Annotated in this window: 12 protein-coding genes; all 12 read left to right on the top strand. The window is 41.3% G+C overall.

Annotation, left to right across the window (positions count from 1 at the left end; translation table 11 throughout):
• Positions 1–472: 472 nt before the first annotated feature.
• Positions 473–2,128, top strand: a complete 1,656-nt coding sequence (gene rho / locus I7804_RS14250; RefSeq protein ID WP_248403961.1) for a transcription termination factor Rho — start codon at positions 473–475, stop codon at positions 2,126–2,128.
• A 229-nt stretch (positions 2,129–2,357) separates the two neighbouring features.
• Entirely contained in the window at positions 2,358–2,915 is a 558-nt protein-coding gene (locus I7804_RS14245; protein WP_092040961.1) for a DUF3793 family protein, read from the top strand.
• An 89-nt stretch (positions 2,916–3,004) separates the two neighbouring features.
• Entirely contained in the window at positions 3,005–3,427 is a 423-nt protein-coding gene (locus tag I7804_RS14240; RefSeq protein WP_092040958.1) for a flavodoxin, read from the top strand.
• A 783-nt stretch (positions 3,428–4,210) separates the two neighbouring features.
• Entirely contained in the window at positions 4,211–5,656 is a 1,446-nt protein-coding gene (glgA, locus tag I7804_RS14235) for a glycogen synthase GlgA (RefSeq protein ID WP_022752583.1), read from the top strand.
• A gap of 413 nt (positions 5,657–6,069) precedes the next feature.
• A complete protein-coding gene (locus I7804_RS14230) occupies positions 6,070–7,728 on the top strand; it encodes a putative polysaccharide biosynthesis protein (protein WP_248403960.1) in 1,659 nt (552 codons plus the stop codon).
• Positions 7,729–8,026: 298 nt separating this feature from the next.
• Complete coding sequence (gene trpS / locus I7804_RS14225) at positions 8,027–9,055, top strand: tryptophan--tRNA ligase (RefSeq protein ID WP_022752580.1); 1,029 nt, start codon at positions 8,027–8,029, stop codon at positions 9,053–9,055.
• Positions 9,056–9,255: 200 nt separating this feature from the next.
• Positions 9,256–11,022, top strand: coding sequence for an Rqc2 family fibronectin-binding protein (locus I7804_RS14220; RefSeq protein WP_248403959.1), 1,767 nt, complete (start codon positions 9,256–9,258; stop codon positions 11,020–11,022).
• Positions 11,023–11,176: 154 nt separating this feature from the next.
• Positions 11,177–12,064 (top strand): YicC/YloC family endoribonuclease, encoded by an 888-nt coding sequence (locus tag I7804_RS14215; RefSeq protein WP_022752578.1) that lies wholly within the window; start codon positions 11,177–11,179, stop codon positions 12,062–12,064.
• A gap of 73 nt (positions 12,065–12,137) precedes the next feature.
• Positions 12,138–12,398 carry a DUF370 domain-containing protein gene (locus I7804_RS14210; RefSeq protein WP_022752577.1) on the top strand — a complete coding sequence of 87 codons (261 nt, stop codon included), beginning with the start codon at positions 12,138–12,140 and terminating at the stop codon, positions 12,396–12,398.
• A complete protein-coding gene (gmk, locus tag I7804_RS14205; protein WP_027216220.1) occupies positions 12,388–13,011 on the top strand; it encodes a guanylate kinase in 624 nt (207 codons plus the stop codon). The genes I7804_RS14210 and gmk overlap by 11 nt, the downstream gene beginning before the upstream one ends.
• 147 nt (positions 13,012–13,158) lie before the next feature.
• The gene (gene rpoZ / locus I7804_RS14200; RefSeq protein WP_248403958.1) at positions 13,159–13,506 is read left to right on the top strand and encodes a DNA-directed RNA polymerase subunit omega; all 348 of its coding nucleotides are present in this window, start codon (positions 13,159–13,161) and stop codon (positions 13,504–13,506) included.
• 25 nt (positions 13,507–13,531) lie between these two features.
• Positions 13,532–14,890 (top strand): 30S ribosomal protein S12 methylthiotransferase RimO, encoded by a 1,359-nt coding sequence (gene rimO / locus I7804_RS14195; protein WP_022752574.1) that lies wholly within the window; start codon positions 13,532–13,534, stop codon positions 14,888–14,890.
• Positions 14,891–14,944 lie beyond the last annotated feature (54 nt).

The following is a 14,944-nucleotide window of genomic DNA, read 5'->3' as shown; positions in this document are numbered from 1 at the left end:
ATATAGTTTTTGAACTTCCCACTTGGATAGGGCTACATCTCCAAAGTCTTTGCAGGGATGGTGGCCCGTTAAAGTGAGGGTGAACCTAAAAAATTAATATTCTATATCCACATTGTGAACGCATTGTGATATCATAATAAATGTAATAACGTCAACATCTTGGGCTGATCATTGATCCTTGTGATGATGAAGCGCTATATATGCGCTTAGACGGTATTTTATTCTGTGTTTATTCCCAAAGAGAAAAAACTAATGAATCCTGCTTATATTCCGATAATAAATTTGGATAAATGTGTGTTTTTTGTTAAAAACAATCGATTTTAGCCGTAAAGTCAAGGTATATCGAGCTTTTCTAGAATCATTTACTTTAGAATTCCACAGATCATTAGCATGAGAAGACTTTTTTTCATATAAATATTTCATGAATTAAATCCAGACTAATAATCTTAATCAAAAACGGAAAAGGAGATTTATGAGAGAGCGATATGAAACTCTGAAATTGTCAGATTTGCGCGCACTGGCCAAGATACGCGGGATCAAGTCTGTAACTACGCTTAAGAAATCTGAGATCATCGATGCTATGGTAGAGCTTGATGAGAAGGAACTTAAGACTGGGAACAAGGCTGTATCTGGCGCATCTGTGGCTCGGGATGTTTCAGATAAGAAGGTATCAGATAATACGTTGTCTGATAATGGGGATGCTGTCAAGCCATCTTCGGATAAGGGAGCATCAGATAATGCCTCTTCTGATAGCGGGGCAGCGCCTGCAAAGCCTCAGGGAGCTTCTGCAGGGCATGCACACGGCGATGGTCGTGACAGAAGACATGATAATAAACATGATATAAGGCATGATAATAAGAAGACATTTATTAAGGATGCAAGGCAGGAATCAAGACCTGAATCCAAAACAGATAGAAAAGATAATACAGTAGATAAAACTTCTGATAAGCCTATAGATAAGCCTGTAGATAAGCCTTCTGAAGAGCTGGCTACGCAGCAGGAAGTAAGCGGCGTTCCTGCATCAGGTATACTTGAAGTAATGCCTGACGGATTCGGATTTATCAGATGTGAGAATTACCTCCCCGGTGAAAATGATGTATATGTAGCACCGGCTATCATTAGAAAACTTGGACTTCGTACAGGTGATATCCTTGAAGGAATCGCAAGAGAGAAGTCCGGCAATGATAAGTTTGGAGCCTTGATCAAACTAAGCCTTGTTAACGGATATCTTCCGGAGATGGCAGCTACCAGGACCAGCTTCCAAAAGATGACACCTATTTTCCCTAATGAGAAGCTTAATCTTGAGCGTGAAGGCGGTAGTATCGCCATGCGTATCATGGATCTTATATGTCCTATCGGTAAGGGTCAGCGTGGTATGATAGTATCTCCTCCTAAAGCCGGTAAGACAACTTTGTTAAAAGACGTAGCCAAGTCTATCCAGAAAAACTATCCTAAAATCCATCTTATTATTCTTTTGATAGATGAGCGTCCTGAGGAAGTTACAGATATCAAGGAATCTATAACGGGTGAAAACGCAGAAGTTATCTATTCTACATTTGATGAGCTTCCTGAGCATCATACAAGGGTTGCTGAGATGACAATAGAGCGTGCAAGAAGGCTTGTAGAGCACAAGAAAGATGTTATGATCTTAATAGACTCCATAACAAGACTTACAAGAGCCTACAATCAGGTAGTGCCGCCGTCAGGTCGTACTCTGTCAGGTGGTCTTGATCCGGCAGCTCTTCATATGCCAAAGAGATTCTTTGGCGCAGCCAGAAATATGAGAGAGGGCGGAAGCCTTACTATCCTTGCAACAGCTCTTATAGAGACCGGATCCAAGATGGATGATGTAGTATATGAAGAGTTCAAGGGAACAGGTAACATGGAGATGATCCTTGACAGGAAACTTCAGGAAAGAAGGATATTCCCTGCTATCAATATTCCGAAATCTTCTACAAGAAGAGAAGACCTTCTGCTTATGCCTGATGAACTTGAAGCAGTTAATCATATGCGTAAGGGCTTCAATGGACTTAAGGCGGATAATGCTGTAGATCAGGTCATCAACCTCTTCTCACATACGCGTAATAATCACGAGTTTGTCAGGATGATCCAGAGGCAGATGCTGTAATAAGATCTGGGATTCATGAGATTTTATATATTTACAGTTTTAAAACCTAAATGAACTTGACAATCATTCTCAAAATGATGTATTGTAAAGACGGTCGGAATATTATCATTCCGGCCGTCATTTTACGCCATATGTTAGCAAATGCTAATTAGCAGTCGCTAACGCAGAAAAAGGGGATAGGACCCAATATACTAAAAGTATAGGCTGGCGTATGACATAAGGAGGAGAGATGTCTGAAGAAGAAGTTGTCTACTATGGGGCACCTACGCTTGCGGGGCTTAAGACTGGGAATCTTATGTCCTGTCCATATGAGTCCAGACAAAAGACCATGGATGAACTACGAGTACTAAATGATGAGCTGGTTCCCAAGGGAATATGCCTGTACCCTCTTAGATTTCACAAGGGAAGAGTTCTTGTATATATGTTCAGACCTTCTTTTCTTCAAAGAGATCTAAGTGACAAAAGGGCCTGGGAGATCCTGGACGCAGCGGGGTACTCAAGATGCGACTATTCATCTTGCATGATGGAACTGATCAGAAGGCTTCGAAGCTGCAAGTCCAGCGAATTTTTTCCTCATGAGATAGGTCTTTTTCTAAGTTATCCTCCGGAAGATGTTAAGGGATTCATGGAAGATCCTGATGGCTGCAAATGTGTCGGAACCTGGAAGGTTTATGGCGACGAGCAGGCTGCCAGGAAGATGTTTGACTCTTTTAACAAATGTACAGATATCTATTGCAGAGAATGGAAGAGGGGGACTAAGCTCTCCAAACTCGCAGTTAAGATATAAAAATTTCTCTTGAAATTCACATAATGGGCGTGAATTTCTAAAGATAAGTCAAATCAAATTTACCTAATAATGAAAGGAGACATAGGGTTATGTCAAAAGTAGCAGTAGTTTATTGGAGCGGAACAGGTAATACAGCAGCTATGGCACAGGCTGTTTCAGATGGTGCCACAGGCAGCGGAGCAGAGGTTAATATCATCCCTGCAGGTCAGTTTACTAAGGATGATGTTTCAGCATATGATGCAATAGCATTTGGCTGTCCTGCAATGGGCGCAGAGCAGCTTGAAGAGAGCGAATTTGAGCCTATGTATGAAAGCGTTAAGAGTGCTCTTTCAGGCAAAAAGATCGGCCTGTTCGGATCATACGGATGGGGAGACGGCGAGTGGATGCGCCTCTGGGAAGCAGATGTTAAGGCTACAGGTGCTAACCTTGTAACAGACAGCGTTCTTGCAAACAATGCTCCTGACGATGAAGCTATCTCATCTTGCAAGAACCTTGGAGCTTTACTTGCATAATTGTTATGTTCGTTCGAAGAAGCCCCTTCCTTTTAGCGAAGCGCGACTTCATGTAACTTGTTTTTAACCAACACGAAAGGCCGTGTAGGAGAGTATCCTGCGCGGTCTTTTGCGTACATAGGACAGTGCGCACTTGTTTGTGCTGCCTGGCTTTAGTGATGACGAATACCCTTTGTATGATTTTGGGGCAAAAAAAAGAGAGCCTTTCGGCTCCGGAATCTATTAAGCAAAAAATAAAAGCCTTTCGGCTGTTCTTTTGGGAGGAGGGGCCGCTCGGCGGGGAACCGAACGACCCGGTATGAAAAAAGTTTTATTGGGGGAGTCAGAAGTATTTTATTAACACTTCCGATACTTTTATGATATATGAAAGATGTGAACAAAATGTGAACAAAAAGAAAATAAAAAATGAAATCGAACGTAATTATATTTTCGAAACAAACGTAATATTGATAATTGTATAGAAAATATATAATGAACGATGGTCAGTGGTAGTACAATTCGTTTGCAAAACTAGCAATATGCGCTAATTCCAAAGACAAATAATAGTTAAAAGTTTACTGCGTTAATGCGAATATTGGCGCTTATGCTGAATGTTTCGCCTTGATTTTCGGTATAAATAAGTACTTTTTACAAAAAAATCCAGGATACTTGTATATCAATTGTATGACTATTGGTCATATCTGTCTATAAGTAGAAGAATCTTTTTGTGGCCTGTAGTGGTGTGTGATATAATATTATAGATAAAAGAAAAGAGATATCATCGGAAAGGAAGAACATAAAATCATGAAGAATATTCTTTTTGTTGCATCTGAAGGAGTTCCTTTCATCAAAACAGGCGGTCTTGCCGACGTTGTAGGCTCTCTCCCTCGCAATATCGATCACAGATATTTCGATGTTAGGATTGTAATGCCTAAGTATGCTTGTATGGCCAAGGAGATGGCAGACAAGCTCGAGTATGTAACAAACTTCTATATGGATTTTCACTGGAAAAGAGAATATGTAGGAATTTTTAAAGCTGAAGTTAATGGTATCATCTATTACTTCATCGATAATGAGTATTATTTCAATGGTTTCAAACCTTACGGAGATGATGTTAAGTTCGAAATTGAGAAGTTCGCATTTTTCTCCAAGGCAGCTCTTTCTATTTTACCTGTTGTAGAGTTCCATCCTGATATCGTTCACTGTCATGACTGGCAGACAGGCCTTGTTCCTGTATATCTTAAAGAACGTTTTCAGGCCAATGAATTCTATCGCAGCATGAAGACTATCATGACTATCCATAATCTTAAGTTCCAGGGAAGATGGGACAAGAAGGTAGTCAAGGATCTGACTGGACTTCCGGATTATTTCTTCACACCGGACAAGCTTGAGATGTTCGGAGATGCCGATCTTCTTAAGGGCGGTATCGTATATGCTGATGCCATCACAACTGTATCAGAGACATACGCAGAAGAGATCAAGTCTGAATTCTATGGTGAGGGCCTTAACGGACTTCTTAAGTCCAGAGAGAATGATCTTCGCGGTATCGTCAACGGTATCGATTATGATGAGTTCAATCCATCAACTGACAAGTATATCGATTATAAGTATGATGCTATCAACTTCCGTAAAGAGAAGGTTCGCAATAAGCGTGCTCTGCAAAAAGAGCTTGGTCTTGCGCAGGATGATAAGATCATGATGATCGGTATCGTATCAAGACTTACTGATCAGAAGGGATTCGATCTTATCAGCTGTGTTATGGATGAGATGTGTCAGGATGCTGTTCAGTTCGTGATCCTTGGTACAGGTACAGAGCAGTATGAGAATATGTTCCGTCATTATGCATGGAAGTATGGAGATAAGGTTTCTGCCAATATCTATTATTCAGAAGCCCTGTCACACAAGATCTATGCAGCAAGCGATGCGTTCCTGATGCCATCACTCTTTGAGCCTTGCGGATTGTCTCAGCTTATGTCTCTTAGATATGGAACACTTCCTATAGTACGTGAGACAGGTGGTCTTAAGGACACGGTTCAGCCGTATAACAAGTTTGAAAGCACAGGTACAGGTTTCTCCTTCACCAATTATAATGCGCATGAGATGATGCAGACTGTAAGATCTGCTGAGGCTCTGTATTATGATAACAAGCGTGAATGGAACAAGATGATCGACAGAGCTATGGCTGTAGACTTTAGCTGGAAGGTATCTGCTAACAAGTATCAGGAGATGTACGACTGGCTCAGACCTTGATGCTGTATTGAATCAGCTTGCCCGCTCCATCCTAGTGACAGCATCCTCGAAGGAGTGTCCGGGACAGATAGATAATAAAAATACCACGCATTAACTCTTTTATAAATTCATGGCATGATATCTGGAGTCTTTTATTCTGGGGTCCAAACTCGCTTTGCTCAGACAGGTGGACCCCGGGCAGAATAAAAAACTCCATCTATCACGCTCATGAATTTTATAAAACAGTTAAAAGCGTGGTATTTTTATTATCTATCTGTCCCGGACACTCCTTCGAGGATGCTGTCACTAGGATGGAGCGGGCAAGCCTGTAAGTGGTGGGGCTGATTTGAATATGTGCTGGTAAAAACTTGTCTAAAGGGCGGATTGATTATATACTACGTGGGGAAGATTTTTATGAAAGAAGATTTAATATCATGGCAGAAAATGGTAGTAACGGAATATTAAAACAGGCAGGTATACTGGCTGCGGCAGGTATTGTTGTAAGGATCATAGGTCTTTTATATAAGAGCCCTCTTACTTCAATTATAGGAGATGAGGGCAATGGATATTATAATGCTGCATACAACTGGTATATAACTGCTCTTATGATTGCATCTTATAGCATACCTTCGGCTATATCCAAGGTTATGTCTCAGAAGTATGCACTTGGGCAGTACAAGAGCGCGCAGAAGCTTTTTCGCTGTGCCCTTGTCTTTGTAGGAATATCAGGTACTATATGCGGAATCCTTCTTATGGCTTTATCAAGATTTCTTGTTGGAGAAGGGGGAGCTTATGTACTTAGAGTATTCGGGCCTACAGTTCTTCTGTATGGACCTCTTGGCGTTTTAAGGGGATATTTCCAGGCGAACAGGACTATGGTTCCTACATCTATATCCCAGATAGCGGAGCAGATCATTAATGCTGTGGTCAGCATACTTGCAGCTTTTGTTCTTACTAATATTGCTATTTCGAAGATGGCTACAGATCCTTCGGTTAATCCTGCGATCTATGGCGCTGCAGGAAGCGCTCTTGGTACAGGTGCAGGTGTTCTTACAGCTCTTTTATTTATGCTTTTTGTTTATTATGTAAACAGGGCTAATGTTAGAAAGAGGATTGCTAGTGATAAGGGGCAGGTGGAGAGTACCAGGATGATAATCTTCCAGATAGTGATGGTCGTACTTCCGTTTCTTTTTAGTACTGTTCTTTATAACATCACACCTAACATTAATCAGAAGATCTTCTACGCTTTCATGATGGGTGTCAGGGGATTAAGTGAGTCTGATACGGCATCCATGTATGGAATATATGCAGGTAAGGCACTTACTATTACAACTATACCGATCGCTATGGCTTCTGCTATGGCATCTGCTATGATACCAAGCATTTCAGCTAAATTCATTAAGGGAGAAAAAGAGCAGTCTAAGGAGATAGCAACTAAAGTTATCCGTGTTTCAATGCTTGTTGCTATTCCATCAGCTATAGGGCTTATAGCACTTGCAAGACCTGTTACGATGATCCTTTTCCCTCAAAGAGGATCTCTTGATCAGGCGGCTATGCTTCTTTCTGTTCTATCGCTTACAGTAATCTTTTATTCGCAGTCAACCATAACTAACTCCGTACTGCAGGGAACCGGCAGACTTTTTGTGCCGGTTATAAACGCATTGATAGCACTTGTGGCTCAGACAGTTATACTTATAGTTATTCTATTAGTAACACCACTTGATAATATGAGCCTTGTAATTACGAGGGTTATATATGCCTTTATCCTTTTTGTACTAAATGATATTTCCTGCAGAAAGAGACTTGGTCTTAACCTTGATACAAAGTCAATCTACATTATGCCTGCTGTAGCAGCCGTGGTGATGGGTGCTGCGGCATTTGCGGTTTACTTTGTACTGACTATTCCTTTTGGCGGAATGGCAGAAGTTGGATATTTTGTGAACCTTATTGCTACAGCTATAGCGATAGGAATCGGCGCACTGACTTATGCGGCAGTACTTATAAAGAGCGGTACTATCACAGAAGAAGTTCTCAGAAGCCTTCCAAAGGGATACAAACTAATACCTATACTAAAAAAAGTGAAGCTTTTATGAAAATATATACTGCATTGTCTAAGAGGAATAGACATAAAAAAGACCACAAATGTGGTCTTTTTTAAATAGGTACTTAAAAAAGCATTCCTTTGATGGTATACTAGTTTGAAAGTCACATTGTAAGGGAATTCAAAATATATGAACACAATGGTTATTAACAAGAACCTTCGTCTTGTGCTTCGATGGCGTAGCCTATAACGACATCTGAAACCATAATATGTCCGGAAGACAGCCGATATCAGGCTGATCTTCATAATAGACGACAAATACCCTAAAAAGAAAAGACGAGGATTTTAAAATGGAAGAGAATAAATCATTAGAAACAACACAGGAAAAGAAGAAAGTACTTCTTTCAGGAATACAGCCGAGTGGTGATCTTCACCTTGGCAACTACCTTGGAGCCATCAAGAACTGGAAAGTAAGAGAAGATGAGTATGACTGCTTTTATTTCATGGCAGACCTTCATACTATCACTGTAAGACAGGATCCAGCAGCACTTCGTAAGAGAACTATTAATCAGCTTGCACAGTATATCGCATGCGGTCTTGATCCTGAGAAGAACACTCTTTTCATTCAGTCACATGTACCGCAGCATTCACAGCTTGGATGGGTTCTGCAGTGCTATACCATGTTTGGTGAGCTGTCTCGTATGACTCAGTTCAAGGATAAGTCTGCTAAGCACAAGGACAATATCAATGCAGGTCTTTTTGCATATCCTTCACTTATGGCTGCTGACATCCTTCTGTATCAGCCTGATTTCGTCCCTGTTGGAGAAGATCAGAAGCAGCATGTTGAGATAACACGTGATATTGCTACAAGATTCAATAATATATATGGCGATGTATTCAAGATCCCTGAACCTCTTATCGCTAAGACAGGAGCCAGGATCTATGGTCTGTCTACACCTGAAGACAAGATGAGTAAGTCAGTTCCTGACGGATGCGTATTTCTTATGGATGAGCCTGATGTTATCGCTCGTAAGTTTAAGCGTGCAGTTACAGACTCAGATAGAGAGAACTGTGTACGTTATGATAGAGAGAACAAGCCTGGTGTAGCCAACCTTATGAACATCTACTCAACCTTCACAGGTAAGAGTTTTGAAGAAATCGAGAAGGAGTTCGAAGGTCAGGGATACGGTGTGTTCAAGCCTGCAGTAGGTGAGGTCGTTATAGATGCTCTTAAACCTATTCAGGATGAGACTAAGAGAATCCTTGCAGACAAGGCATATCTTGAATCTGTCTACAGAGAAGGCGCTCAGAAGGCTTCTTATGTTGCCAACAAGACTCTTCGTAAGGTATACAAGAAGATCGGCTTCGTACAGCCATAATTGCAGTGATGACCTTATGCCTGGACATTTATAGTACAGATATGGCACAGGGTATATGAATGTACATATATCAGTAGATGATAATGGTTTGAGGCAGGCCTTGATTGGGCTTGCCTCTTTTACAAGATTGTATTTGCTTTGGAAAAAGAATAACAGAATGATCAGTATATCTTTTTTCAATGCGTGAAAGGAAAGCTTAAATGGCATTCGATGGTATCACAGTTGCGGCGATAACAAGAGAATTGTCAGACAGATGTACTGACGGCCGCATTTACAAGATAGCGCAGACGGAGAAGGATGAGATCCTTCTTACGATCAAGCCTCAGGCTGAGCGTGGAGGAGGACAAGTCAGAGTATATCTGTCTGCAGATGCGTCTCTTCCGCTTGTATATATGTCTGATGAGAATAAGCCCAGTCCCCAGCAGGCACCTACTTTCTGCATGGTGCTAAGGAAACATCTTCTAAATGGGCGTATCAGATCTATAGAGCAGCCTTCCATGGAGCGTATCATTAGGTTCAATGTAGAGCACATGGATGAGATGGGAGATATGAAGACCAAAACTCTTCTTATAGAGCTTATGGGCAAGTATTCCAATATCATCTTTGTAGATGATGACAATACTATAATAGATTCTATTAAGCATGTACCTGCGTCAGTATCATCAGTTCGTGAGGTACTGCCGGGAAGAGAGTACTTCATCCCTGATCAGCAGAACAAGCTCAACCCCAAAGAGGCTACAAGAGAGTCTTTTGACAAGGCTCTTTTGGAAAAAGCGGGTCCTGTGTTTAAGGCTATATATGGTTCATATACAGGATTTGCTTCAACTATAGCTCAGGAGATATGTTTCAGAGCTGATGTTGACTCACAGCTTCCTGCATCTGCACTTTCAAGCGGCCAGATGGAGAGACTTTATAATGTATTCGACCTTTTTATGACAAGGATAAAAGATGGCGAGTATAAACCTGCCATATGCTATGAGAATGGTCAGCCCAAAGAGTATGCACCTTTTCATCTTATGACCTATGAGAAGATGCCGGGATGTATGCTCAAGGATTATGACAATATGTCATCCCTTTTGGAGAGCTATTATGCTGAGAAAAATGCTATAACAAGGATACGTCAGAAGTCTGCAGACTTAAGGCATATCGTTGCTACAGCTCTTGAAAGGACTGTAAGAAAGTATGACCTTCAGCTTCAGCAGCTCAAGGATACTGAGAAAAGGGATAAATACCGCGTATACGGAGAGCTTCTTAATGTGTATGGATATAGCGCAGAGCCTTCTGCCAAGTCTATAACTGTCAATGATTATAATACAGGAAATGATCTTACGATCCCGCTTGATCCTACGCTTACAGCCAGTCAGAACGCCAAGAGGTATTTTGAAAGGTACAATAAGCTCAAGCGTACTGCTGAGAACCTCGAAACGCTTACTAAGGAAGTAGAAGCAGAAAAAGACCATCTTGAGTCCATTCAGAATGCACTTGATATAGCACAGGGCGAAGAAGATCTTGTTCCTATAAGAGATGAGCTTGTAGAAGCAGGCTATATCCATAAAAGGGGTGAAAAGAAGAAATCTTCAAGGCTTCAGACAAAGAGTAAGCCGCTTCATTATAAGAGCTCAGATGGTTTTGATATATATGTTGGCAAGAACAATTATCAGAATGACCAGCTGACTTTTAAGGTAGCTAATGGCGGAGACTGGTGGTTCCATGCCAAGGGTATGCCCGGATCACATGTAATACTTCAAACAGGTGGCAAGGAAGTTCCGGACAAGGCTTTTGAAGAGGCAGCAGCACTTGCGGCTTTTTATTCTAAAGCCAAGGAGCAGGAGAAAGTAGAGATCGACTATCTCCAGCGCAAGAATGTCAAGAAGCCCGGCGGTGCCAAACCGGGATTTGTAGTGTATTATACTAATTACTCGATGGCTATAAAACCGGATATATCAGCCCTTACACAGACTGACTGATATGGCGGCTATGGGGCGTAATGAAGATGCGCCCCTAATTTTATGGGACTTTATGCGTCGCGTAGCTTGTTGACGCTAATATTGACTTCGTCCTATAATGTTTATATCTATGTATTTTCTTGATTGAAATCAAAATCTAATTCGGAGGCTTTTTATGGTCAGCAGTATGACAGGATTCGGCAGAAGCGAAGTCAGCTTCGACAATCGCCGTATCAGTGTAGAACTTAAATCAGTAAACAACAGATATCTGGACCTTGGAATCAAGATGCCCAAGATGTTCAATTCACTTGAAGCAGACATCCGCAAGGAACTTAAGTTATATATGAAAAGAGGTAAGGTTGATGTTTTTATAAACTATGAAGACCTTACGGAGGCTGATACCAAAGTTCAGTACAATCATGATATCGCTGCTGAATATATGGACTGCCTGAAACAGATGTCAGAAGATTTTGGATTACAGAATGACGTAAGACTTTCAGTTCTTGCAAGATTCCCTGATGTTCTTACTATGGAAGCTATGGAGATAGATGAAAAGACTCTCTGGGAGCCACTTAAAAAGGCTCTTGATGAGGCGTGTGAGCAGTTTGCGGCTGCAAGATCAAGAGAGGGTGAGTTCCTCAAGGAAGATCTTAACAAGAAACTTGATATCATGCAGCAGGATGTAGAATTCATCACGCTAAGGTCTCCGCAGATCATCGAGGAATACAAGACTTCTCTTCGTGAGAAGATCGCAGCTCTTCTTGAAGATACTCAGATAGACGAGAACAGGCTTGCTATGGAAGTTACCATTTTTGCAGATAAGATCTGTGTAGATGAAGAGCTTGTAAGACTCAGAAGCCACATTGAAGCTGTTCGAAGCGCTTTGGAAGAAGGCGATGATGAGAACGGAATCGGCAGAAAGCTTGACTTCCTTGCTCAGGAGATGAACAGAGAAGCCAACACCACTCTTTCCAAGTCTACAGATATAGCTGTTTCTGACAAGGCTATCGAGCTCAAGACTACGATAGAGAAGATAAGAGAGCAGATTCAGAATATCGAGTAAAAATAGCGCATTAGTCGAGGAGCTGATGAGCGGTAGCTATCATAGCTTTGGACATAGCTATTAAGAGGTGTATATGTTTACTCATATAGGTTTTGGTAATATTGTTAATGTTGATAAGGTCATCAGTATAGTTGTTCCTGATGCAGCGCCTGTTAAGCGCCTTGTCCAGAAAGCCAGGGATGAGGGCCGTATCATAGATGCCAGCGCAGGCAGGAAGACCAAAGCTGTCCTTATTATGGAGAATAATACAGTCGTTCTCTCGGCTCTTTTGCCGGAGACGATTGCATCAAGAATACAAACAGGAAGTATAGGAAAAGATACAGATGAAACGTAAAGGATTTTTAGTAGTTGTGTCAGGTTTTTCCGGCACAGGCAAAGGTACACTTATGAAGGAACTGGTCAAGAAGTATGACGGTTATGCACTGTCTGTTTCTGCTACGACCAGAGATCCAAGACCGGGCGAAGAGAACGGAAGAGAGTACTTCTTCATTACAGATAATGAGTTCGAGAAGCTCATAGAAGAAGACGGACTTATAGAACATGCAGGATACTGCGGACACTATTACGGAACACCCAGAAGCTTTGTAGAAAAGCAGATGGAAGAAGGCAAGGACGTGATCCTTGAGATCGAGATCCAGGGCGCAAGACAGATAAGGAAGCAGTACCCGGATGCACTTTTATTATTCGTAATGCCTCCGTCTGCTGCTGAACTTGAAAAAAGACTCAGAGGACGTGGTACAGAATCTGATGAAGTTATAAGAGGCCGCCTTAAGAGAGCAGTTGAAGAGTCAGAGGGCATCGAAGAGTATGACTACATCCTTGTCAATGATGACCTTCAGGAGTGCGTAGACAAGATGCATCAGGTAATTGACAGCGCACACAATACTCCTTCAAGGAATCAGGAATTCATCGACAAGATTCGTGATGAGGTTCAGAAATTCGCTTAAAATTGTGTTAAGATAAGGTTATAAGGAATTATTTATAAACTCGACATAATATTTTTGTTGAAATTGCTTGGTTTTGCTGTTAAAATTTGACAGCATGGTATAAAATTAATTATTAGGTTAATATGCATTTACGAAAGGAAAAAGAATATGATTCATCCGTCTTATGTAGATCTCATGAATGTAGTTAATAAAGGAGTAGAGGAAGGTGAAGAGCCTGTAATCAGCAGCCGTTATTCAATCGTTATGGCTACTGCTAAGCGTGCAAGACAGCTTGTAGCTGGCGATGAAGCGATGATCAATGTTGATCCTAAGGACAAGCCATTAAGCACAGCTGTTAAGGAACTTTATGCTGATAAGCTTGCAATCCTTACAGATGAAGAGAAGGAAGCTATGGCTCAGCTTATAGAGCAGAAGAATGCTGAAGAAGGTAGCCAGAAGGCTGCAGCATCTCTTGATGAAGCTGTTAATGAAACAGAAGAGTCAGAAGAAGAGTAATTTATAAGGCAATAATTTCCATATTATGAAGATATTATTTATTTCTCTAGGTTGCGAGAAAAACCGTGTAGAAACCGAGTATATGCTCGGTATACTTGCTGAGCATGGTTATGAATTTACAGATGATGCACAAAGTGCAGAAGCAGCAGTAATCAACACCTGCTGCTTTATTAATGATGCTAAACAGGAAAGCATCGATACTATCTTAGAGCTTGCTGAACTTAGAAAGAGCGGCAAGCTTCGTGCACTGATAGTTGCAGGATGCCTTGGTCAGCGTTACAAGGAAGAGATCCAGAAGGAGATTCCTGAAGTTGACAGTATCCTCGGAACTACAGCTTTTGACAAGATAGTAGAAGCTCTGGATGAAGTATTAAAAGGACAGGTACAGAACTATTTCGAGAGCATCGATAGAAAGCCTGTTACGTATAACAGAATACTTTCCACAGGAACAGCCTATAGTTATCTCAAGATCGCTGAGGGCTGTAACAAGAATTGTACATACTGTATCATTCCTAAGGTTCGTGGACATTACAGAAGCGTTCCTATGGAAGATCTTATTAAGGAAGCTGAGGAGCTTGCCTATAACGGTATCAAGGAGCTTATCATAGTAGCTCAGGAGACTACTGTATATGGCGTAGATCTGTATGGCAAAAAGATGCTTCCTGAGCTTTTGACAAAGCTTTGCAGGATAGAGGGATTCGAATGGATCCGTATCATGTACTGCTATCCTGAAGAGATAACAGATGAGCTTATCGAAGTTATGAAGAAAGAGCCTAAGATCTGCCATTATCTTGATCTGCCTATACAGTCAGGCAGTGATGCAATCCTTCGTAAGATGGGTAGACGTACTGATAATGCAGATATCAGAAGGATTGTTGAGAAGCTTCGCTCAGAGATTCCGGATATCTGCCTTCGTACAACTCTTATTTCAGGTTTCCCCGGTGAGACAGCAGATGATCACAATCAGACCATGAAACTTATCTCTGATCTTAGATTTGACAGACTTGGTGTTTTCACATATTCACCTGAAGAGGATACTGTCGCTGCAGCTATGGAAGATCAGGTGCCTGAGAGAACCAAGAAGACTCGTCGTACCAAACTTATGAAGATGCAGCAGGAGTTTGCATTTGAAGGCGCCAGGAAGATGGTTGGAAGGAAACTTAAAGCCATCATAGAAGGCAGGATTGGTGATGAAGATCCGGATACAGATGATCAGGGAAGACCGCTGTACACATATGTTGCAAGAACCTATAAGGACAGTCCTGATATAGACGGTTTCCTCTTTATAGAAAATGTTCCTTATGATCTTATGAGTGGCAAATTTGTTGATGTAATGATCACAGGTTCTGATGAGTATGATCTTATTGGTGAATTAGCAGAATGAGGGTTATTTTACTGTTTTGCTTTGGGAGATTTACAGACAGTAAAAGATGATGAA

It is taken from the genome of Butyrivibrio fibrisolvens, assembly GCF_023206215.1.
Lineage (GTDB): Bacteria > Bacillota > Clostridia > Lachnospirales > Lachnospiraceae > Butyrivibrio > Butyrivibrio fibrisolvens_C.
This window is presented reverse-complemented; position numbering and strand designations above follow the sequence as displayed.